This is a genomic window from Pseudoalteromonas sp. MSK9-3 (assembly GCF_003590335.1).
In the GTDB taxonomy this organism is placed as follows: Bacteria; Pseudomonadota; Gammaproteobacteria; order Enterobacterales; family Alteromonadaceae; genus Pseudoalteromonas.
On record NZ_MIET01000034.1, the window covers coordinates 94,123 to 116,423 of the forward strand.

Sequence of the window (22,301 nt, forward strand, 5' to 3'; positions counted from 1 at the left end):
TTTTAGAAAGTCACTGTGGTTGGTGGCTTTCTATCACCTTTTGTTTATATCTCCAGAGATTGACGAATCTCTTGCTTATCGGTGTTTTGCTGGTTATGGTGTTTGCCATAAGGAACGAACCAGTCATCCTTTATGGACTTTGAACAAGAATTTGTGCCACTCAAAAAGTATCGGCGTGCGATAGCAGTAACCTTAAGTGTTGCTATGTTGCTTGCTGGGATTTTATGTCTTCACCTTTACCACATTAAATTAGAAAGAAGCTATGACGATCGCGTCGCGCATTTTCAACGACTGAGTGGACAGTTAGACCGTGCTATGTTTGCCGCTGATAGTGTATTTCAAAGCGTTTTTGTTAGCTTAGAGCAGCCTTTAACCTATCACTTTGACCCGTTTATTATGGCGACTTTAGATCAGCATGCTAACTATTATTACCGCAAATTACCCCATGGTGCAGGCGAAATTATAGGGCAGGGGCTATTTTTACAAAGTACGCAAGCTGCACGGCAATGGCAGCAGGTTATGGCGTTAGGCCCCGCTTTTAATACAGCATTGGCTTTGATCCGTTCTGTCGATGCTGTGGCTTATATCAAAGACAATGGCTTTGCGTTTGTGAAACGCCGTGAAAGTAACGATAGTCGTTTATTAACGGCAATACTGGATGGTAAATTAAGTCCAGATTTTACAAAAAAAGCATATAACAGCAGCAGTAAAATTGAGGTGAATGGTCAGACGTACTTCAGTATTGGGCAGCGGCGTTCAAGTACCTCTAATGAACATGTGGTATTAATTTACAATGCAGAAAAGGTAGAGGCTTGGCTTAATAAGGTAACTCTAACAGACTCTGAAGCGACACTAATCAATAAATCACATATAAACCTGTTATCTGAAAAAGAATTTAATCTTGAGCCACTGAATGAAATGACATTGTTGGCACCTTGGGTTGGTGGTGTGCATTTATTCAGTCAAAAAGAGGCAAGGCCAATTGATTTGGCGTTCAAGCAAAGTGAACGGGCTTTTAGAAACCCTATTCTGTATGAGATAGTCTTAGAGCTGTTATTTTTGACAGGTTTTATAATCGCCACATTTTTAGCCGTTACATGGCTAAGTGGACGAATATTTATTCGACCGGTTAGTCATTTTGTTAGGTATCTGACCTTACAAGAGCATACACCGAAGACGACATTTGATTATGTGATCCCAATTGATTGGCAACCATGGTTTGCTCAAATAAAGCGTGTGGTGATGCAAAAACAAGCGCTATTAGAGCAGCTTAAGCAGCATAATCTGGTATTAGATGAGCAAGTACAAGAGCAAAAAAAGGCGCTTGCGCGTTCTTTAGATGTAAAAGAGCGTCAGGCATCACTCCTCAATACCATGTTAGATAATATTCCTGATTTAATTTACTTTAAAAATATAGATGGGTCATTCATTGGCTGTAATGCTGCTTTTGAAGCGTTCTTACATGTAAAAAGAGAGGAAATCGTCGGCCGAGAGTTACACGAAATAACCGATAAATTTTCAGAGTTAACAGCCCTTGAGCAGTATATGCGTTTGCAGCAACGATCACTCACTCAGACATTGGTCATGGATGAAAAAAGTTACATGCTGACATTGGCACCTTTTTATAATGAGCAGCACCGACTGATCGGCAGCTTTGGTGTCGCGCGCGATGTCACTGAGCAGCAGCAAACTATGAAGTCTTTACAAACTTCAGAAGAAAACTTTAAAGCGGCCATGGAGTATGCGCCAAATGGTGTTATTTTGGCATCGATTGACAGGCGTGTTTTAGTATTAAATAAGGCTGCTAAGCGCTATCTAGCAGCACATACGACAGCAGCGGGTAGCCAGTTATCAGCGTTATTCTCTGAAGAAAGTTACCAATCACTAGTGGAAACGTTTGACTGTTTATTGAAGCATGAGCAAAAAATGGCCGAGCTTACATTAGCCCAGCCGGGGCATTATAGTTGGTTGCAATTAAGTGTTTCGCTAGTGTGGGACAAACAACGACAGCCAAAGTATTTTGTTATTCATCTTCAGAATATTACACAGTTAACGCGTGCCAAGTTAGATGCAGAGCGCGCGACGTTGGCGAAAAGTCGTTTTATTGCGAATATGAGCCATGAGATCCGCACACCGATCAATGTTGTACTTGGGTTAATCGATATTATTAAAAAGCAAGGGCTTAGTGATTCGCAAATGGCATACATGAGCCAAGTTACGTATGCGGCCCAGCAGCTATTAAATATGCTAAATAGTATTTTGGAGTTTGCAAAAGTAGAGAGTAATCAAGATAGTTTGGTTATGAAGGATTTTAATCTAATCGACTTATTTGATGATTGCTCTCGGTTAATTAAGCCTTTGTGTGATCAAAAAAGCTTGGTTTTAGTGAACCAAATAGATAGCTCTGTGTCACCTAAGCGTCTTGGTGATATGAATAAACTTAAATTGGTTTTAATTAATCTACTCAATAATGCAGTTAAGTACTCAGAAAGTGGCCAGATCACTTTATCTGTCACGCCAGTAAAAGAACAGGAAGAAGAGCACTTGTGTTTTAGCGTCAGTGATACGGGAGTAGGGATAAAAGCGCAGAACCAAGAGCGGTTGTTTGATGCTTTCACGCAAGGTGATGATTCATTATCACGCAAACATGAAGGTATTGGACTGGGGCTTGCAATCGTAAAACAAGAAGTTGCCTTACTCGGAGGTGAAATAAAACTTCACAGTCAATATGGACAAGGGAGTCAATTCTATTTCTCTCTACCCTTATCTAAGGCTGAGTCTAATTTAGGTCACGTCAGAGTTCTATGGTTTGGCGGTTCAAGACCTCCAATTGTACTTAATGATGTTCATATGGAGCGTGAACCAGATATCGCACATGTGATTACGAGATTAAAAGAGCATGATTTTGACTACTTACTATGTGAAGTCACACCTGAGCCGCCAATAATGGATATGCTCATGAGTGAAGAGGTAATGAGTTTAGTGCAACGGATTTATATGCCTGATAGCTCACATTCGTTTATTGAACACAATGAAACAGTGGTTGGAGTGTTGCAAGATGGCTATATACAACGCATACGCAATGATATTGAAGCTCAGCAACAGAACCCAGAAAAAGCCAATGATAAACTAGCTACTATTGAAGGTATGCTGTGCTTGGTGATAGATGATAATGAATTGAATTTAGATATCACAGCGAACCTACTCCAGCAGCAATCAGCCAGTGTTGTAAAGTGTAACTCAGCAAAAGATGTTGTTTTGCTTGTAAGGCAATTACAACCTGATGTGATATTAATGGATGTACATATGCCTGAGCTAGATGGCTATACAGCAACACGACTATTACGCCGAGAAACTCCCGAATTACCAGTGTCAATTGTCGCGCTTACAGCAAATGAGCAAGCTCAAGAAATTGATCAAGCTTTGGCACATGGTATGGATAATTATTTGATAAAACCGGTGTCGAGAGAGTTACTCACACAGGTGCTGGCACAATATACAAAGTCGCCAGTTAGTTTTTTTGATCGTACATTCGCGCTAAAACAGGTTATGGGCAAAGAAGCGTTTTTGCTCACAATGTTGCAAAAGTTTGCTAAGCTATGCATAGGATATATGCAACAATTGGAAGAGCCACAGCCAGCCACTGACGTGGCGTTGTTAGCCCACAGTATTAAAGGGGCCGCTGCTGGTTTGGGTTTCAATAGGCTTGCTGAGGCTGCAAAGTTGCTAGAGCTGCATATAAAACAAACAGATGGAATTAAAGAACAGGCACTCGTTACCAATCTTAAGCAAAAGCTGAAACAAACCGAGTCATATCTGGCGATTGAATGCCAAGGGGATTAAATGCAAAAGACTGCTCGAATTCTAATTGTTGATGATGATCCACTAAATCGGGTGGTATTAGACAATACATTATCGGAAGAGTATCAAATATCGCAATGCGAAAGTGCTGAGCAAGCTTTAACATTTTTAGCTGATAATAAGGTTGATTTGATTATTTCAGACATTCGCATGCCGGGCATGTCTGGATACGATTTACTTGAGCGTCTGAAAGCTAACCAGAACACATATGCAATCCCTGTCATCATTATTTCCGCAAGTAATAGCTATAATGATGAAGCGAAAGGGCTACAAATGGGGGCGATGGACTATATTACGAAGCCTTTTAGCCCATTAATTGTAAAAGCCAGAGTAAAAAATCATTTAGCAATTAAACAGAAAAACGATTTGTTGGAGAAGTTAGCATCAATTGATGGGTTAACAGAGATCCCTAACAGGCGTTTGCTTGATGACACCTTGTCTCAACAGTATCTGCTGTGTGCTGAACATAGTAGGCCTCTTAGTTTATTGCTAATTGATATAGACTATTTTAAAGAATTCAATGAGCACTATGGGTATGCAGCTGGGGATGAGTGCTTAGTTAAAGTTGCCCATGCTTTGGATTATGCTATTCAAGCTCATCAGGGGTTTGTTGCGCGTTATGATGGCGTTCGCTTTGCCGTTATATTAACAGGTCATAGTAGCGAAAGTGCGTTAGAAGCCGCATCTCATATGCATGATGCAATTGATTGTTTAATGATCGCACATGGCACGTCACCAATTTGTGCACATTTAAGTATTAGTATAGGTATAGTGCATATTGCGACAGACTTTGGTGGCAATGAACTGCAAGTGTTTAAGTTAGCCGATAGTGCGCTACATCAAGCGCACCAGCACCAAGAGCGAGTAGTAGTGATAAACAAATAACAGCTATTTGTTTAGCACTACCAATAAACGGGTGTTAGAGATATTCAGTGATTGCGCTTTGACCAAATCCAATTAATTTACCATCTTTGAATACTAATGGAGTACACTCATCTTTGGTCACTTTACCGTCTGAATGTTTGCTGTTTGTTGAGAAATATAGCACTTGAAATACAGTGTCACCTTTACTTACTAGCTCTGAAAAATCTGGCGTGTCGAACTGTTGAATTACAGTGCTATAGTCAGCACCACTTACCAAGTTGGCAATTTTATCTCTATTAGATTTTTGATGCGCTTGCCAATTTTTGCCATTGTGCTTTGATTTCCAGCCATAGTCAGCCTCACCATCAGATACCGCGACGATACAGCCAGATAAGAATGGCGTTGCTAGTAATGCGGCGATAAGTAGTTTTTTCATTGTTTCTTCCTAGAGAGTCATTTTACTTAAACAGGTGCAAATAAACTGCCAATAATTTTTTTCAATAAAATCAGTATTTTGAGTTTAATCTAATTTATGGTTTTTTATAATAGACAACTTATTAGTATTTTTAGCTAACACTTAGCTTTTTATACAATGCGGTTGATATTATCACCACGGTGAAAAGCGGTAATATTCTCAGCGATACACTTTATCAACCTGTTAATTGACTCTTGGGCCGCCCATGCATTGTGTGGAGTAAGGAGTAAGTTATCTCCCGTGTAATTTAATAAAGGATTGGTATTTTGTGCCGGTTCTACCGTGAGTACATCAAATCCGGCAGCAGCTATAACCTTTTGTTTTAGGGCATCTACCAGCGCTTGTTCGTTAACGATACCGCCGCGGGCAGTATTGAGCAATACGGCAGAAGGCTTCAGTTGTTTAAATACGTGAGCATTAAATAAATCTTTAGTTTGCTCATTGAGTGGGCAATGTATTGAAATAATATCAGCCGATTGCACAGCGTCTAAAAATGCAACGCGTCCAGCTCTTACGGATGTTTCATTTGGGCGTTCAGCGATAATGACGTTAGCGCCAAACGCGCGTGCAACAGTTGCAACGGCTTGACCCAGCGTACCATAGCCAATTATGACAAAGTTTTTATGTGCAATTTCATTGATTGAATGATCTAATCTACAAAACATATCGCTTTTTTGCCATAAACCATTGCTGCTGTCATTAAGATAGCGGTGCATATTACCCATTAAATTACCGAGTAAGGTAAAGGTGTGTTGCACAACGGCTGGTGTGGAATACCCAGCCACATTACACACGGCAACACCGTGTGCTTTAGCAGCAACGAGATCGATATTGTTTGTGCCAGTTGCAGCCACGCAAATGAGTTTTAGTTTAGGTAGTGCTGATAATGTCTCTGCGTTGAGAACGACTTTATTCGTAATAATAATGTCAGCGTCTATACAGCGAGTGACAACCTGAGCGCCATCCGTGATTGGGTAAGAAGTTAACTCGCCCAATAATTCAATTGGAGTGAGGGGGTTGTTTGCCAACGTTTTGGCGTCGAGAAGAACTATTTTCATAAACGACCTTTGCTATGCTTGACCTTGGGGTTTACTCTAAGGTTTATACTCTATCATACTCAGGAGGAAGATATGAAAATTGGTCAGTTAGCAAAGGCACTAGATGTGAGTACAGATACGTTGCGTTACTATGAAGCGCATGGATTACTAGCGCCATCTTCACGTACTGAGTCTGGTTATAGAGTTTATACCGAAATGCACTTACAGCAAATGCACTTTATACTGAGAGCGAAAGACGTTGGCTTTAGTCTACGAGAAATTCAGGAGCTGTTGCATATTCAAATTGATAAGCATCAACACCGCTGTGAAGAAGTAAAGTATATTACGCTGCAAAAGCGAGATTTGGTGCAAAAAAAAATTAATGAATTGCAGAGATTTGAACGTTCATTAACGTTTTTGGCTGACCGCTGCTGTGGCGGTAAAGAAAGTGCTGACTATTGTTCAATATTAACGGCTTTAGAGGAAATAGATGATATTAATTAATAACTTTTGGGCGTTGTTTTTACTGTCGGCACCTTGGCTCATGCTGGGGTTATTGTTAGCGGGAATACTAAATGTTTTTATACCCGCTAATTTTTTGCAGCGTCATTTAGGTAAAGAAGGGGTATGGACTACCATTAAAGCCGCACTGATTGGAGCTCCCATGCCGTTATGCTCTTGCGGTGTTATTCCTGCCGCTGTGGGCTTAAGACGAGCAGGCGCATCAAAGAGTGCAACCACTGCCTTTTTGGTCTCAACACCAGAAACTGGGGTAGACTCAGTCTCGGTATCTTACGTCTTGTTGGGCCCTTTTATGGCGGTTATTAGGCCTATTGCAGCCGTCACGAGTGCGATTGTTGCAGGGATACTTGTTGGCAGTGAAAAGCCGATAAACACAGACCGAGAATGTAATACGCTTTCTAGCGACAGCACACAAAACCTTGATGAAAAAGAGGGCAGTACCTCATCTAGCTGCTGCGCTTCTGCAAAGCCACAACCTAGGCAAAGTACGGCATGTTGTAACTCTGCAACACCGGCTCAAACACAGATGGTTACTCAAACACAGCTTGAACATCAGGAAAAAGTACAAAACGATGATGCAGCAATAGTTAGTTCGTGTTGCGCCTCTCAAGCTTCCCAACCTGAACAAAATGCACTTTTAAGTAAGATGTGGCAAGCCGTTAAGTTCAGTTCAAACAAATTATTATCAGACACCATGGTTTGGTTAATGATAGGGCTCTTTTTTGCTGCATTGGTGCAAACATTTGTGCCGACTTCGTTTCTCAGTCAGTGGGGTAATGGGATTATTGCCATGCTGGTGGTGATCTTAGTAAGCATTCCAATGTATATATGTGCAACAGCTTCAACACCTATTGCGGCAGGGTTATTGATGGCGGGTGTGTCACCAGGTGCGGTATTGGTCTTTATGTTGGCAGGGCCGGCAACGAATATTGCCACATTGGGTGTGGTGGGTAAAGAGTTAGGGAAAAGAGCCGTTTTCGCGTATTTAATAGGCGTGATAGGGGTTGCGATTGCATTTGGCTTTTTGACAGACTATTTAGTTGATTACTATGGATTTGAAGTGAATTCGACAATGATAATGCAGCACGAAATATTACCTCATTGGTTTTCTACTGGCTGTGCAATAATACTGTCTTTATTAATGTTACGGCTGTCCCTGATTAAATGGACTAAAAGTCATTATGTTTCAATGCAGTAGTATTACTTGCAATGGTGGTCAGACTTGTTAATCTTAGCTTAACAGCCAATAGCACGATAAAATAGTCCCGTTATTTCGTTTAATTTTTGACAAAAAGAGCCGTTGAGTGGATAAATACGCAGATATAAGACCTTACAATGATGAAGAAGTTGCCGCGGCATTAAGTCGGTTGCTCGCAGACAATAGCTTCATTGATGTGATCACAACACATACTTTACCTACATGGTTAAGCAGATGGTCTGCATTGTGCCGCCCTCTCGTGCGTAGTCAATTACGTCGTAAATGGGGGGACTTCAATACGGTTAAACAAGTGCAAAATGAAGTTGCGCGTTATTTAGAGATGCTGGTACACAATACAACGAGTAAAGTGACATATTCAGGCCTTGATTCATTGGATAAAGAGTCTGCGTATTTGTTTATTTCTAACCATAGAGATATTGTGCTGGACCCCGCACTAATGAACTGGGGTTTGCACAGTCATAATATGAATACAGTGCGCATCGCAATTGGTGATAACTTACTACAAGTACCTTACATCACGGAGTTAATGAGGCTAAACAAAAGCTTTATAGTAAAGCGCTCAGCAAAGGCGCCTAAAGAGATGCTAAAAGCACTCACACATCTTTCAAGTTATATTTTTGATTCTTTGGACTCCGGGCAGTCTATTTGGATCGCACAGAAAGAAGGCCGTGCGAAAGATGGGGTGGATCAAACTGATCCTGCATTACTTAAAATGTTACAGCTGTACGGAAGAAAACAAAAACTGCCTTTTAGTGAGTATATAAAGCAGTTAAAGATTGTTCCTGTGTCTATTTCTTATCAGTATGAACCCTGTGCGGTTGCCAAAGCCAAAGAGTTAGTGCATAAGCAACAACATGGGAGCTACGTTAAGGCTGACGGAGAAGATATAGAGAGTATTCTTGAGGGGATCCGTTCAGATAAAGGGCATGTTCATATTTCGTTTGGGCAACCGATCACTGAACAGTGTGACTCACCAGAAATGTTGGCAGAAACCATAGATAAACAAATTATTGGACAGTATTTTTTGCATCCCAGTAACTACATTGCCGCTGGTAATAAGCATGAGGTGTCAGATGAAGAACAACTTGATTTTATGAGTCGGCTAGAGCTAGTGCCGGAAGAGTTAAAAAAGCAAGTGTTGGATATGTACGCTGAACCTTTAAAACGTAAAGCGACATAATAGCAACGAGCAACAGTCTTCATTAGAAAACGCCATATTTAATGTGGCGTTTTTTGTTTCATAAAATCATGTTTCTTAGATTTGGTGATTTATCATACAAAATGGGTTTATACTCTAGGTAGGCAAATACTGGGTTTCGTTAGATTGTCTGATTTTAGACTCAACTAAGCACAGTGCTATGGTTTTGTTTATCAGTATAAATTCGACGTGTAGTGAGAGTGTGTGGAACAAATTGAAATATTTGAGATCCCAAGTCCGTGCAAAGGGGTATGCGAAGTAAATAATAGGGGCTATTGCAAAGGCTGTTATCGTAGCAGAGATGAACGGTTTACTTGGGGGCAACTAACAGATCAACAAAAACGCGCTGTTGTGATTTTATGCCAGCAAAGGTATCAGCGCTACTTAAAAAAGAAAACAAGCAGCAAGACAGTCACAAAGGATAATAAAGAACAGCAACAACTCGATTTTTAAATGCCATACTTTTGCTTGAGCATAGCGATAGTACCTTCCTTAGCCATAGTTCCTAAAATATGATTAATTTGAGGGATCAGCTTAGCGTGCTTTTTGTGTAAGTAATGATAGATATTTATTTTGTGTAATGTTTTGCTGGTGATGTCTAATGACTGTAGCTTTTCTCTATATTTTTTTACATGAAACTCGACGACAAGGGCCGCACTGACTTTTTTCTGTATAAGAAGGTTGAGCTGTGCAGAGCTACTCTTAACTTTAATGATTTCCCCTTGATAATTCTGAGCCTTTAAATAGGCTTCTGGCGCTACATAAGAGCTTATAATAACGATGGACTCGGATTCAAACATAGAGCACGTTTTACAGTAACTGAGGAGTTGCAGATTAGCATGCATAATTGGGAAACTAATTTGCATTAATGCAGGGTACTGCTCAGTTACACTATTCACTCTCCCTAACTGACCATCTAATACCCCTTCATTAGCGGCGACTAAAGCACTTTGATGATTGAAGTCTATCACTTTTAATGAATAGCCAAGCTCTTTGTAAACTAACGTCATTAACTCAATAACATACCGAGACTGAGGGTTGTCGGCAGGGCGATTAAACAATAAGGTATTGCTACTATTGGCAGTAGAGCTAAAAATTAAAAGGCATAATGCCAAGGCGCGCAGTGTAATGTTCATAGGTCCTGTTATTTTATTATTATTTCAGGCTGTTTTATAGGTGTTGCATATCTCAGTCTAGCAAATTAATAATTTATGTTACACTAGCAAAATGTTTACTTCTGCAATAATGTCATTATGAGTTTTAATCTTTGCAAATTACCTCGCCATGAAAAGTATCAAATCCAGTTAGAATATGAATCGTCATTTTGGGCATATCAAATTAAACGCGGAAAGCGCTCTAGAGAAATGGTGTACGACACCATCAATAGCCGCCCTGTATCAGAGCAGACCTTTTTAAAACAGCGATTTGAGTATTATCTTAGTATTATGCTTGCAGGATCATAGTGTACTCGGTTCATTGTTTGCAGCCGATAACAGTCCCTTTGGTAAATAAGTTTTATAAGCAATTCTCAGTAAGGGGGCGGGCGAACAAACAAGATCAATGTTGGGTTGCTAAGTCCGACAGAATCATTGCGGCATGTAGAGTACAACATAAAGGTGAAGCCCTTTTCTTATCGACCGTATTTGTTGACCCTGCATTTAGATCCCAAGGTGTGGCAAGGCAGTTAATCGTCACCGCGGTAGCATCGCAGCACTGTAGCATTTTCACTTTTGCATATCGTGACCTTGAGCCGTTTTATCAGGGGTTAGGTTTTGAACGAGCATTAAGCATGCCTGAGCATTTATCGATTAGTTTTGCTAATTACGTGAGGCAAAAACGTGATATTGTGGCTATGTGTATTTATAAATAATTGTTAACTGTCGTTTATGAAATCTTTGGTATTTTTATATACTTTACTGATAATTTTGAGTTTTAGTTCTTGTTTTAGTGTTGCAGCTGAAATAAAACGATTATCTCCTTCAGAGGGGTTATCGCAAAGCTATGTAAATACGCTCATCATAGACAACAAAGGTTATCTATGGCTATCTACTGAAGGCGGTTTAAATCGATACGATGGATATCAAGTCTTACGTGTTAAAGGTCCGCAAGGTGAGCTTGAAGAAGTTGTCATCGATCGAATTTACCAAGACCCACTAAACCGCATTTGGATAGCGTCACGTCGCTTAGGTCTCTACAGCTATGATCCAGTCTTAGATGTATACCAAAAATATTTGCAAGCCGTTAAATCTCAAGAAGAAATGATAGAGCAGTCAGTCAATCAAATGCTGGCAAAAAACGATGAACAGCTTTGGCTGGGACGCGGGGATAATGTTGCGTTATTGGATATTGCATCGGGTGATGTATCTATAGAGGTGACACTTCCGATCAATAAGCAGTCGGGTTTTGTTAGGCAGTTACTGCGTAAAGGAAACCATTTATTTATTGCGACGTCAGAAGGTGCATTCGCATATAACCTTGATTCCAAGGTTTTAAGTCACATTACACATGTCAACAACCCAGCTCATAACTTACAACAACATACTAAATCTTTGGCGCTTTTAGGTGATGATAAACTGCTTGTTGGCGCAGTTAACGGATTATATGAAGTAAATATTGCACACTTAGAGAGGTTAGAGGAAGGGACTCACGATTGGCAGGGGAGGCAACTTTTACATGACATGAACGTGTGGAAAATAGCCGTAAAACCAGAAGCTCTATTATTGGGAACAGATAAAGGGCTCATGCACTATCGTCTTTCTGATGGCACACTGACGAGAGATGAACGGATAGCGACTAGTCAATATACATTAACAGATAAAAGCATCATTGATTTTTTGGAGGATAAATATGGGGCTTTATGGCTAGCCACTAAACGTGATGGGGCCTTTTATATTCCAAAACAAAAAACGCAGTTTAAAAACGTAAACAACAGCTCAGTAAATGGCTCTGGGTTTTCTCATTCGACTGTGTGGTCCTTATTGGAATATAAAGGCAAGATTTGGGCATCAACCAATGATGGCCTGACAAGTTATGATATTGCGAGCAATGAAACAGCTGCTTATCTTAAAGGGTACATGGGAGAACCTGTTATGCCAGAGTTTTCTATTTCTCGTACTTTCTTATATAAAGACAAAATTTGGCTCGAAAGTAACCGAGGGTTATATACCTTTGACCCTAATACCTACGAAGTCAGCCGGCCAATAGTCAAAAATAGCGAGCAGCAAAAAGTCATTGATGGATTTTTGTTTGGAACACTTTTGATGCCTAACGGGAAGTTATATTTTATCCACCCAAGCGAAGGCTTTTTTTATTATGACATTGAGAAAGAGTCATTACAGAAGCTTGAGGGAGATATTGGGTCGAGAAACCCGTTTTTGTCTTATGGTTTTTTACCGCCATTACCTGATGAGCCTACGTCCCCCCTGTATTACTCTGGTGGTGTGTTATACAGAATGGACCCAGATACTTGTGAGTTAGATATTATTTACTCTGTACCAGATGCAAATGAAAACCTTCCCGTTTCTCTGTTAACTTATAGCGTCGATAAGAATAATATCCTGTGGTTGGCATTTTCAAACTTTGGCTTAGTGGGTTTATCTCTAGATGGTTTTGAAGTAGTTCATACCATTGATTTAAAAAAGCTAAAACTGGGAACCCCAATGTATGGGATGCACCAAGACGACGCACAAATGATTTGGATGTCGTCACACAAGGGAATTTGGCGTTTGGACCCCGATAACCTACATATGCAGCAATTTACCATCAATGATGGTTTGTCTACCAATGAGTTTAATGGCGGCTCATCATTAAAATTATCGGATGGTCGGATTGTTTATGGCTCCTTAAAAGGTTTTACTATTTTTGATCCCCAAAAAAACCGTCCTCATGAACCCTTGCTATCTCGTGTTAACATTACCTCTGTGGACCTCATGTCACGAAAATTACATTCATATGGCTTAAAAACCTTCGGCGATATTGTGTTGAATCATGATGATATTGGCCTTGAAGTCGCATTTTCTGCCATGGTATTCAATTATCAGCAGGGCATTGTGTATGAGTATCAAATATCGGGTGGGCAAAAAATTCTCACCCGTGGCAATAATCGCGTTACTTTTCCAAAACTTAATCCAGGACATTATCAATTAAAAGTGTGGGCAAAAGACCCTTTAACTGGAGATTATACGAAACCCGCAAAATTGAATATTCGTGTTAAGTATCCAGTTTGGCGCTCACCGACCGCCTTAGTCATTTATTTGATGTTGGCATTGTTTATTTTTGGCTTGTGGCTATACCGAAAAAGTCGTATTGAGCAGATGATCATTGCGGCCCACAAGGAGACGCAAAATAGTGAAGCCCGGTTAAAGCTTGCGCTTGAAAGTAGTGGTTCTGGCGTATGGGATTGGCACTTACAAAGTCAGTTGATTTATCAGCCTCGGTTATTTTCAGAATTAGAGTACGCACAAAGTAATATTGGTCTTGATGAGTATTTACAGCTAATTCATCCGCATGATAGAGGTCTATTTCGACTCGAGTGGTTGGAGTTCGTGTCTACCAATAAAGGTGTGTTCAATTGCACCTATCGACTTAAGCATGCAGAAGGTCACTGGCGTTGGTATAAAGACTTTGGCAAAGTGATGGCTTGGCGTGATGGCACACCTGAACGTGTGACGGGCACATATACGAACTTGACCCGGGAGCGAATGTTTGAAGAGCGAGCCCGGTTGTTTGGGGCCGCATTTGAAAAAACCCGTGACTGGGTGTTTATTTTGGATAAGAACTTGCGTATCCAAGCATGTAATACTGCATTACAGCACGCCTTTAACATTGAGGCTGAACCCAAATCCAGCACTAATTTGCACTTGGGCCTTAGTCGCCATACACGCATGGACTATTTACGTAAAATGACCCAATTAAAAGTGGGGGAGCATATTAGTGCTGAAGAGCAATTAGTATTAGCGAATAATCAAACATGTCATGTGTTGATAAAAATAAGTGCAGTGGATGGGTTACAAGGTGAGTTACATAATTATGTTGTTGTTTTAACTGATATATCTTCGCAAAAGCGTACAGAGAAAGAGCTATATCAATTAGCGAATTATGACGCATTAACACAGCTACCTAACAAAGCCTTATTTATTGATAGAACGCACCATGCCATTGAACAAAATCATAATACGCAACCTGTGGCTGTATTAGCGATTCGTTTTAAGCGTTTACAACATTACCAAGACAGTTACGATCGAGATTTTTTTGAAGCGCTGGTACAACAATTGGCGACGACATTGCAATGCTGCTTTCGAGACCAAGACAGTTTAGCCATTGGCGTCAATAAAGCGTTTTATGTACTCATGGAACAAGTTGATGATGTGTCTCAGGTGATACGTTATGTGAGTTGCTTAATGAGTCGTTTTGATGCCCCGATTTGTGTCCTAGAGCAAAGCTGTAATATGCAGTTAAGTATAGGTGTTGCAATGTACCCAGAAGATGCAATGGATGCGTTTACACTGAGTGATAATGCGAAAATAGCGTTAAGTCATGCAATAAAGCATGCGGGTAATCATTACCAATTTTATCGAAGTGAGCTTAATAAGCAGGTACAAAAGACCATTGAAATTGAGAATATGCTACAAATAGCATGTCAAAGGAGTGAATTTAGTAATTTGTATCAGCCCATTATAAACGGTACGAGCAAAGTGATTGATGGGTTTGAAGTCATGTTACACTGGCCGAAAAACGACAATTATAGCCAAACGGAATTATCCGACGCTGCGCAGCAGTCTGGTTTGATCACAGAGTTAATGTTGCATACCTTAGAAAGGGCGTTAATTGAGTTAAAACAATGGCATTTGATTGCTCCACAGTTGTATATTTCGGTTAACTTGTCTCCTTACGATTTTCAGTATCCGGACTTAGTAAATAAGATAGATGGTATCTTAAAGCGAGCACAGGTACATGGTAAGTATGTGGTGTTTGAGGTATCAGAACCCGTCATGATGACAGATATACCCAACGCATTAGCGCGCATGTATCAGTTGAAGGTACTTGGTTGCCGCTTGTTTATGGATGACTTTGGTACCAGTTATGCCTCATTGACGTATTTGAAAAAATTCCCGGTTGATGTCCTTAAAATTGATAAAGGCTTTATTCAAGATATTGGCATTGATACTGAGCATGAAATCATTATTCATTCAATATTATCTTTGGCGCACAGTTTGGGGATCCAATGTGTTGCCGATGGCATTGAAGCGCGTGCTCAAATGAAGTTTTTACGTTTACTTGGCTGTGATTACTTTCAAGGCGCACTGTTTAGTGAGCCTGTGCTCGGTGAGCACGTTGATGAATTGCTCAAATATGGGTGGCAACAACGCTTTTAAAGTTTGTGACCGCAATGCCTACAATACATCGCATATGCCCGTTGACTGGTCATAAGTTTGATGGCTTGGTTTGCTTCGCTGGGGCTTAACCCTAGTTCAATGCGTAGGGTTTCTAAATGTTGTCGCTCTTGCTCGTCTAAAGCACCATCATGGAGGCTATGCAATACAGCTTCATTAAATGCATCTCTACGTTTTCTAAGCTGTTCAGCGAAACTCGATGCAAGTAAACCAGTAGGAATAGCCACCATACCCATACTCAGTAATGTGATCACGCCGCCAAAAAACCGGCCTATGGGTGTAATTGGCACAACGTCACCGTAACCGACGGTGGTTAGCGTTGCCATTGCCCACCACATGGACTCAGGGATTGAGCCAAATTTGTCAGGCTGTACATCATGTTCGAGCAAATATATGCCACACGATGCCATAATGAGCACCACAGACATAATAAAAAAGGCTGCAAGTAAACTACTGCCTTCTTGTTTAAATGCGGCGAGCAACAGTTGCATGGCTCGAGAGTATCGGGTGAGTTTAAATATCCTAAATAACCGTATTACCCTTAAGAAGCGTAAATCAAATGCAAAAAACATCATGAGTAAAGAGGGAAGAATCGCCATCAAATCAATAAGCGCTAAGGGGGAAAATAGGTATTTGATGCGTTTTCTACTGTTGGATGTGTTGAGTTCTTTATCGCCTGTTTGCTCTACACAAGACCAGAGTCTTAGTAAGTACTCGATGGCAAAGATCCCCACCGATGTCACCTCTAATAATAAAAAGTGATGGTGATATTGCGCGGTTAGTTCAGGTACAGACTCCAATACAATGGCGACGACATTAATCATAATGAGTGTAATTAAGAAAGCATCTAGATATCCGCCAGCCTTTTGATAAGCGCCTTGACCCGCCAATAGTGCAGCGACCTTTGTACGATATGCCGTCATGCTTCGCTACCTACTATTAAGCGCATATTTACGGTACCTTCTTCAAAATCCCGAGTAACGGAAAACCCCAGCCTTTTCGATAGTTCAATCATACCGGTATTCTCTGGGAGCGTAATGCCTTCAATGATTGAAACACCAAGAGATTGGCAATGTTTAATAGCAGCTTGCATTAACACTTTTCCAAGTCCAAGTCCTTGGCAGTCGGAGCGTACAATGACTGAAAACTCCGCGCTATAATTATCAGGGTCCATTAACACCCGTGACACCCCGAGTGTTTTATAGGTGCTTTTATAGGGTTGTGAGACAATAAATGCCATTTCACGATCATAGTCAATCTGTGTCATCTTGGCGAGCTGGTCATGATTAAACTGGGGAAGCTCACCAAAAAAGCGTCGGTATCGGTCTTCTTTGGTAAGTGATTGATCAAACTCTTGATGAGCACGTTCATCTTCTGGCTTGATAGGGCGTAATGTCGCAATAGTCTCGTTTTTCAGGGTGATTTGTGATTCGAGTTCTTTTGGATAAGGCCTGATCGCAAGTCTTTTTTTCCCTTGTTGTGGCTGATATGCACGCAGCGTAATATTGGCATCCAATACGAGAAATTGTCCGGAGCTTGCTAAAATAGGGTTAAGCTCAATACTGTGGATATTCGGCTGATCTACCACTAGCTGGGATACGCGTGTTAATAGCGCACATAAACGATATTTATCAACTTTATCTGGTAACGTGCGATTTTTTAGGACGCCTTTATCTTGTGCTGCGGCAATGAGATATTTCGCTAAGTTCATATTTAATGGTGGGAGCGATACTGCGGCTTGAGAAAACTCCAAGCCTGTGCCAGCCTCACCCAATAATATGACAGGGCCAAAATTATGTTCCGTTTTTACCGCGATACGAAGCTCTTGTGCACCCGCACGCGGTGCCATTTTTTGTAGTGAAAACCCTTCTATTTCAGCATCAGGGTAGGTTTCTTTGATACGCAATAGCATGGCAAAAGCCGTTTGCTCAACTTCATTCGCGTCATTGAGATTTAATACTACGCCTCCCACTTCAGACTTGGATGGGATTGATGCACTGATAAGTTTCAACGCAATTGGAAAGCCCAATAATAGAGCCTGCTCTTTTGCTTCGCTGGGGGTTAGGGCAACTAATGTTTCTATACAGTTCACGCCATAATGACACAGTATTTGGCTGGCTAGATGAGTTGATAAATGTGTGAAGCCTTGCTCGATGAAGTGTTCAACTTGCTGTTTTGCTGACAGGCTATCTACTTGATTATCTTCGCTGGTGGATTCCGGGGTTTGTGTTAGATGTTTTTGGTTTCTTCGGTAACTCACCAAATGCATGAAGGCTCCAACCGCTCCCTCAGGCGTGCGATAAGTTGGAATACCGTGTTCAGCACATTCATAGCGTGCTTCGTAGGCGGCTTCCTCACCCATAAAGTTAGTCATGACATACGGGCGTGCCATTTTCGGTATTTTATTGAGCGTTGTAGCGATAATTTGAGCATACTCTTCACTGGGAGCCAAAGCTGAGGGGGTATGCATAATGAGTAAGTTCTTAACCTCTGGGGCTTTGAGTAAAATCTCAAGTGCCTGCTGGTAACGCTTAGGAGAGGAGTCACCAAAGATATCAACAGGGTTAGAGGTCATGTCTGATTGCGGGATCACTTTATTCAGAGCATCTTTGGTTTGTTGTGAAAGTTGCGCCAATTTACCTGAGCGTTGTAACAGGGTATCTACGGCCATGATCCCCGGGCCCCCTCCATTGGTTAAAATGGTCAGCTGCTCGACTTGCAATAGCTTTGGGTGTAAAGCGAGGGTTTGAGTTGCAGCAAATAGCTCCCTTAAGTCGTTAACACGTAGCATTCCTGCCCGTTGGAACATCGCATCGTATACCGCATCATCAGATGTTTTACCGCCAGTATGAATAAAAGCGGCTTCAGCTCCAGCTTGTGTGCGGCCGGTCTTAATGACGATGACCGGTTTGCTGAATGCTGCGGCTCGAGCTGCAGAGATAAATCGTCTTACATCTTCGATATTGTCGATATAGAGCAAGATTGCTTTTGTTTTAGCATCGCGGCCAAGAAAGTCGAGCAGCTCGTCAAAATCAATATCTAGGCAATCGCCAACCGATATAAAATATGAGAACCCTATTCTTTTGTTTTTAGCCCAATCCAGAATTGTAGAGCATACGGCTGCGGATTGGGATACAAAGGCAAGTCGCCCTGGTTTGGCAACTGTGTGAGAGAAACTGGCATTTAGGCCAAGATGTGGGATGAGTAACCCTAGGCAATTTGGGCCAAGTAAAGTGACGTTAACCGCGTTTGCGATTTGTTTTAAAGAGGCTTTTTGCTGCACATTTAAGCCTGCAGCAATCACGATTGCATGTTGGCAGCCATGTTTTCCGAGCTGCTCAATAATGCTATTTACAGTGGTTTTATTCGTGCATATGACAGCTAGATCAGGCGTATGGGGTAAGCTACTTATATCAGGGTACGCCAAAACACCATGGACAGCGTTATGTTTGGGGCTAACAGGCATAATAGGTCCTTTAAAACCGCCTTGTAACAAATTACGCATAACAATATAGCCGGCTCGACTAGGGTTATTAGATGCACCAATGACGGCAACAGAGCGAGGGGAAAAAAACTGACTTATGCGTTTCACGCTCATAAAGGTTCCTTAATTATTTTTCGAGTTCAGCTTAGGCTCATCGGCTAGGTATCACTCTATCATTTTTTTAGCAATGATCGAGTTGATTTACATTAGACTTTGATCTGAGTAATTATTTTAGGAGAAACAGGTATGAGGGCTGACGTGTTCAAGCATGTTGGGGCGGCGACTGTTCTAGCATTGGGTTTAGTGTGTAGTACTTGGTTGATTAAACATACTGTCATTGATGTAAAGGCAATGGAAAGAACGGTGCAAGTGAAGGGGTTAGCGGAGCAAGAGGTGCCCGCAGATACGGTTATTTGGCCCGTTTTTTATAAAGATGCAGATAATGATTTAGATGTGTTAATTGCACGTGTTGATAAGAAGAATGCTGCAATTCGCGCTTTTTTAGTGCTTCAGGGGTTTAATGATGATGAAGTCAGCGTCACAGCGCCCTCTATTGTGGACAAATTTGCGCAAGAATATAGTCAAAATGAGCGTGGTTTTCGTTATGTGGCCAAAGCGGGCATCACTGTTTTTAGTCATTCTCCAGATAAAGTGAGAACCGCATTGTCGCAACTGAGTCAATTGGCAAAGCAAGGGATAGCCATCACTCAAGACGATTATCAAAATCGCGTAGAATATATGTTTACAGGGCTTAATGATATTAAACCCCAGATGGTTCAATTGGCGACCCAAAAAGCCAGAGAAGTCGCGCTTAAATTTGCAAAAGACTCAGACTCTCAACTAGGTAAAATTAAATCAGCTCGACAAGGTCAATTTAGTATTCGAGATAGAGACAGCAATACGCCATACATTAAAGTTGTGCGGGTTGTCGCGGGTGTGGAATATTATCTGTCGGACTAGCTATATGTTGACGCGGTATCGCCAATTGCCAGCGGGTGAGTATTTTTTCATACATGCCCGTTTGCTTTATTTTTTGTAACGCTTTGGCTAGTTGCTGGCATATATTGCGAGGGATATGCTTATTGGCAACTAGCTGTAGTGCAGAGGGAAAACGATCAATATGTAGCATTTTGGAAACTTGGTTTACGCTATACCCTGAGTTTTTTAATTCTTTTTTTAGTGTCATGGTATTTGTCATAACTAAATCTACCCTTTGTTTAAAGAGTAGATCCCACAATTGCTTGTAATGGCTTGCAAGCACCAGGTTTTTATCCTCTTGAAATCCCTCTTTTTGCAAATAATGTGCACTTGAATACCCCCGAATAGTACTGACTTTTAATCCTTTAGCGTCAGTGAGGCTTACGACTTGATGAGGTAAGTTTTTTAAGCCAACAAGATAAGCATCTGCAAAATACAATTGACCTAACCAAGTAAATTGGGGTTGACGTTCAGGGGTCTGTAATAAGGACATCATTAACGCTAAGGGATTATTTTTGAGCTCATGATACGCTCGTGCCATAGGCATTATTTCAAATTGCCCACTGAGCTGCGCTTCATGCAGTATCGCTTTTGTAATATCTACCAATGCACCTGCTGCGTTCCCATTTTTGTCAATATAGTGGTACGGAGGTAAATCTTCGGCGACAAACGTTAGGGGCTGTGCATGACTATGCTTCGGCCAAAAAAGCGCAAGATAAACGAGTATATAAAGCGTACATCGCATACAACTACCTCTTCATAAGTGATTTTTGATTGTAGGGAATTTAGTCATTAAGGGATAGTAGTAATTTGTTATTTCAATCATTGCGATGTTAGGTCGCACGTAATTGCTTCCTAGCATGGTGCTAGAAAGTGAGGTTTACAATGTTATGGTTTTTTCTTGAGCCACTTACCCATTGCTTTGTCATATGCTTGAGTGATAGCTGTTTTGTTGCATGTATATGGCAAGCTCTGCCACTGGTTTGTGAGTCCGCTATCTGAAACGCGATTGTTCACATCGCCATTAAACACTTTAAAACAGGTCGTACCGTTTTGATACTCAGTGAAGGTCTGGTTTTTTGAAATGACCAATGCTTCTCCTTTATTTGTGTTTTTATAGTGGGCAGGGACGTTAATTCTTTTTTGCTGAGTTGATGATGAATGGGGGGGTGTATACGACAACCCTTTAGCGCGAATATTTTGCAGTACTTTATAAGGATTAATAGTTTGTTGGCTCTGTGTGTGAGTATTACGTGGAGTTTCCTCGCTTTTAATTTTTTGTGTTTGCGCAATTGTAGGCTCGATTGGATGCGTTTTAGGCTCTGTTACTTCTGAGGCTTTGGGTGGTATGGGGACAGCATCTACTTTTGTGTGTTCAGATGTTGAGTCTATTACGTCGGTGTTGGGGAGCGGAGGAGTCTCGGCTTCCTTTAATTTTTTTGGCGGGGCTTGTTCTAGTTTATGTTCCATTACTAAGTATGTTTTCAATGCCGGTGTATTGGCTAATGAGGGGATATTAACAGTGTGAGATTTGAGAAAATAAAAAAGTATGGCATGTAAGAGCACAGAGTAAATAACTGTCTTTATTATGAATTTCACCTAAATCTCCCTGTGTTATAAATAAGCAGATATGACACATAGGTGGCAGGAAAGTTCAGTTCAGATACGCAATTTATAAGTAAACTACATTCTGTATAGTAAAAGTGGTATCTGAAGGTTAGCCGTGTTTAATGGTTAGCAGCAGTACTTTTAGGTAAGCAATGCTGTTCGTATTTGTTCGAGCAGTGAGATTTCTCTGATGAGTGATAAGCCCTTTTTTGGACTGTTTGCGAGCGTCTTTTTGTTATGTTCAATGGCAATGTTTATATCAACCCAGACAGGGGACATACCGTTAGCACTTTCATAACCTTCCATTTGAGGTGCATCGAAGTTGCCACAAATATCGCAAATATAGCAATCGGACACGATATGAATGACATCAAAATCCGCTTTGTGCCAAACTCGGTACTCTTCATAGCGACCAAATGGCGCAATATGCATGATTTCTTTAGCACCAGTTTCTTCTTGTAGCTCTCTAAGTAATGCATCCTCTAGGGATTCACCTTCATCAACCCCACCACCAGGTAAAGTATAATCATCGTAGCGCGCCGTGTATAACAGAAGGATTTTGTCACCGTCTAGCACAATGGCACGGGTGGTTTGACGAGTAAACTGGTTGCCTTCAAGTGGCACGATAGGCATGGTGTTAAGACTGCGCATATAAAAGAAAAA

18 protein-coding genes are annotated in these 22,301 nt (G+C 41.0%); 10 read left to right on the forward strand and 8 right to left on the reverse strand.

Annotation, left to right across the window (positions count from 1 at the left end; all coding sequences use genetic code 11):
* Window positions 1–132 precede the first annotated feature (132 nt).
* Window positions 133–3,843, forward strand: a complete 3,711-nt coding sequence (locus tag BGP78_RS15780; protein ID WP_119862276.1) for an ATP-binding protein — start codon at window positions 133–135, stop codon at window positions 3,841–3,843.
* The gene (locus tag BGP78_RS15785; RefSeq protein ID WP_119862277.1) at window positions 3,844–4,746 is read left to right on the forward strand and encodes a diguanylate cyclase domain-containing protein; all 903 of its coding nucleotides are present in this window, start codon (window positions 3,844–3,846) and stop codon (window positions 4,744–4,746) included. It abuts the gene before it with no gap.
* 34 nt (window positions 4,747–4,780) lie between these two features.
* Here the strand turns inward: BGP78_RS15785 and BGP78_RS15790 are convergent, their stop codons facing one another.
* The gene (locus tag BGP78_RS15790; protein ID WP_119862278.1) at window positions 4,781–5,161 is read right to left on the reverse strand and encodes a DUF3192 domain-containing protein; all 381 of its coding nucleotides are present in this window, start codon (window positions 5,159–5,161) and stop codon (window positions 4,781–4,783) included.
* 149 nt (window positions 5,162–5,310) lie between these two features.
* Window positions 5,311–6,258: a D-2-hydroxyacid dehydrogenase gene (locus BGP78_RS15795; RefSeq protein ID WP_119862279.1), complete on the reverse strand. Its 948-nt coding sequence runs from the start codon at window positions 6,256–6,258 to the stop codon at window positions 5,311–5,313.
* A gap of 72 nt (window positions 6,259–6,330) precedes the next feature.
* Between BGP78_RS15795 and zntR the strand changes: the two genes are divergently transcribed.
* The 4 genes from zntR (at window position 6,331) to BGP78_RS15815 (ending at window position 9,629) form a co-directional block, all read left to right on the forward strand.
* On the forward strand, window positions 6,331–6,741 hold the full coding sequence (gene zntR, locus BGP78_RS15800) for a Zn(2+)-responsive transcriptional regulator (RefSeq protein ID WP_119862280.1): 411 nt from the start codon (window positions 6,331–6,333) through the stop codon (window positions 6,739–6,741).
* Window positions 6,728–7,957, forward strand: coding sequence for an SO_0444 family Cu/Zn efflux transporter (locus BGP78_RS15805; RefSeq protein WP_119862281.1), 1,230 nt, complete (start codon window positions 6,728–6,730; stop codon window positions 7,955–7,957). The genes zntR and BGP78_RS15805 overlap by 14 nt, the downstream gene beginning before the upstream one ends.
* A gap of 106 nt (window positions 7,958–8,063) precedes the next feature.
* A complete protein-coding gene (locus BGP78_RS15810) occupies window positions 8,064–9,158 on the forward strand; it encodes a 1-acyl-sn-glycerol-3-phosphate acyltransferase (RefSeq protein ID WP_119862282.1) in 1,095 nt (364 codons plus the stop codon).
* Window positions 9,159–9,380: 222 nt separating this feature from the next.
* Window positions 9,381–9,629, forward strand: a complete 249-nt coding sequence (locus BGP78_RS15815; RefSeq protein ID WP_119862283.1) for a DUF1289 domain-containing protein — start codon at window positions 9,381–9,383, stop codon at window positions 9,627–9,629.
* Here BGP78_RS15815 and BGP78_RS15820 read toward each other — a convergent pair.
* Window positions 9,626–10,312, reverse strand: a complete 687-nt coding sequence (locus BGP78_RS15820; RefSeq protein WP_119862284.1) for an ABC transporter substrate-binding protein — start codon at window positions 10,310–10,312, stop codon at window positions 9,626–9,628. The two genes, BGP78_RS15815 and BGP78_RS15820, sit on opposite strands and share 4 nt — an antisense overlap.
* 117 nt (window positions 10,313–10,429) lie before the next feature.
* On the opposite strand from BGP78_RS15820, the gene BGP78_RS15825 reads away from it, so the two are divergent.
* Genes BGP78_RS15825 through BGP78_RS15835 form a run of 3 tightly spaced genes read left to right on the forward strand, consistent with a single transcriptional unit; the run spans window position 10,430 to window position 15,550 of the window.
* Entirely contained in the window at window positions 10,430–10,639 is a 210-nt protein-coding gene (locus BGP78_RS15825) for a DUF3283 family protein (protein WP_119862285.1), read from the forward strand.
* A 17-nt stretch (window positions 10,640–10,656) separates the two neighbouring features.
* A complete protein-coding gene (locus tag BGP78_RS15830) occupies window positions 10,657–11,046 on the forward strand; it encodes a GNAT family N-acetyltransferase (RefSeq protein ID WP_259386342.1) in 390 nt (129 codons plus the stop codon).
* Window positions 11,047–11,062: 16 nt separating this feature from the next.
* The gene (locus BGP78_RS15835; RefSeq protein WP_119862287.1) at window positions 11,063–15,550 is read left to right on the forward strand and encodes an EAL domain-containing protein; all 4,488 of its coding nucleotides are present in this window, start codon (window positions 11,063–11,065) and stop codon (window positions 15,548–15,550) included.
* On the opposite strand, the gene BGP78_RS15840 is transcribed toward BGP78_RS15835, so the two are convergent.
* Window positions 15,547–16,491 carry an ion transporter gene (locus BGP78_RS15840; protein ID WP_119862288.1) on the reverse strand — a complete coding sequence of 315 codons (945 nt, stop codon included), beginning with the start codon at window positions 16,489–16,491 and terminating at the stop codon, window positions 15,547–15,549. The two genes, BGP78_RS15835 and BGP78_RS15840, sit on opposite strands and share 4 nt — an antisense overlap.
* Window positions 16,488–19,166: a bifunctional acetate--CoA ligase family protein/GNAT family N-acetyltransferase gene (locus BGP78_RS15845; RefSeq protein WP_119862289.1), complete on the reverse strand. Its 2,679-nt coding sequence runs from the start codon at window positions 19,164–19,166 to the stop codon at window positions 16,488–16,490. The genes BGP78_RS15840 and BGP78_RS15845 overlap by 4 nt, the downstream gene beginning before the upstream one ends.
* 132 nt (window positions 19,167–19,298) lie before the next feature.
* Here BGP78_RS15845 and BGP78_RS15850 point away from each other — a divergent pair, with 132 nt between their 5' ends.
* Window positions 19,299–20,012 carry an SIMPL domain-containing protein gene (locus BGP78_RS15850; RefSeq protein WP_119862290.1) on the forward strand — a complete coding sequence of 238 codons (714 nt, stop codon included), beginning with the start codon at window positions 19,299–19,301 and terminating at the stop codon, window positions 20,010–20,012.
* Here BGP78_RS15850 and BGP78_RS15855 read toward each other — a convergent pair.
* The 3 genes from BGP78_RS15855 to BGP78_RS15865 form a co-directional block, all read right to left on the reverse strand.
* Entirely contained in the window at window positions 19,963–20,775 is an 813-nt protein-coding gene (locus BGP78_RS15855) for an ABC transporter substrate-binding protein (RefSeq protein ID WP_119862291.1), read from the reverse strand. The genes BGP78_RS15850 and BGP78_RS15855 overlap by 50 nt on opposite strands.
* Window positions 20,776–20,918: 143 nt before the next feature.
* Entirely contained in the window at window positions 20,919–21,629 is a 711-nt protein-coding gene (locus tag BGP78_RS15860; RefSeq protein WP_147386084.1) for a hypothetical protein, read from the reverse strand.
* 150 nt (window positions 21,630–21,779) lie between these two features.
* Window positions 21,780–22,289: an NUDIX hydrolase gene (locus tag BGP78_RS15865; RefSeq protein WP_119862293.1), complete on the reverse strand. Its 510-nt coding sequence runs from the start codon at window positions 22,287–22,289 to the stop codon at window positions 21,780–21,782.
* Window positions 22,290–22,301 lie beyond the last annotated feature (12 nt).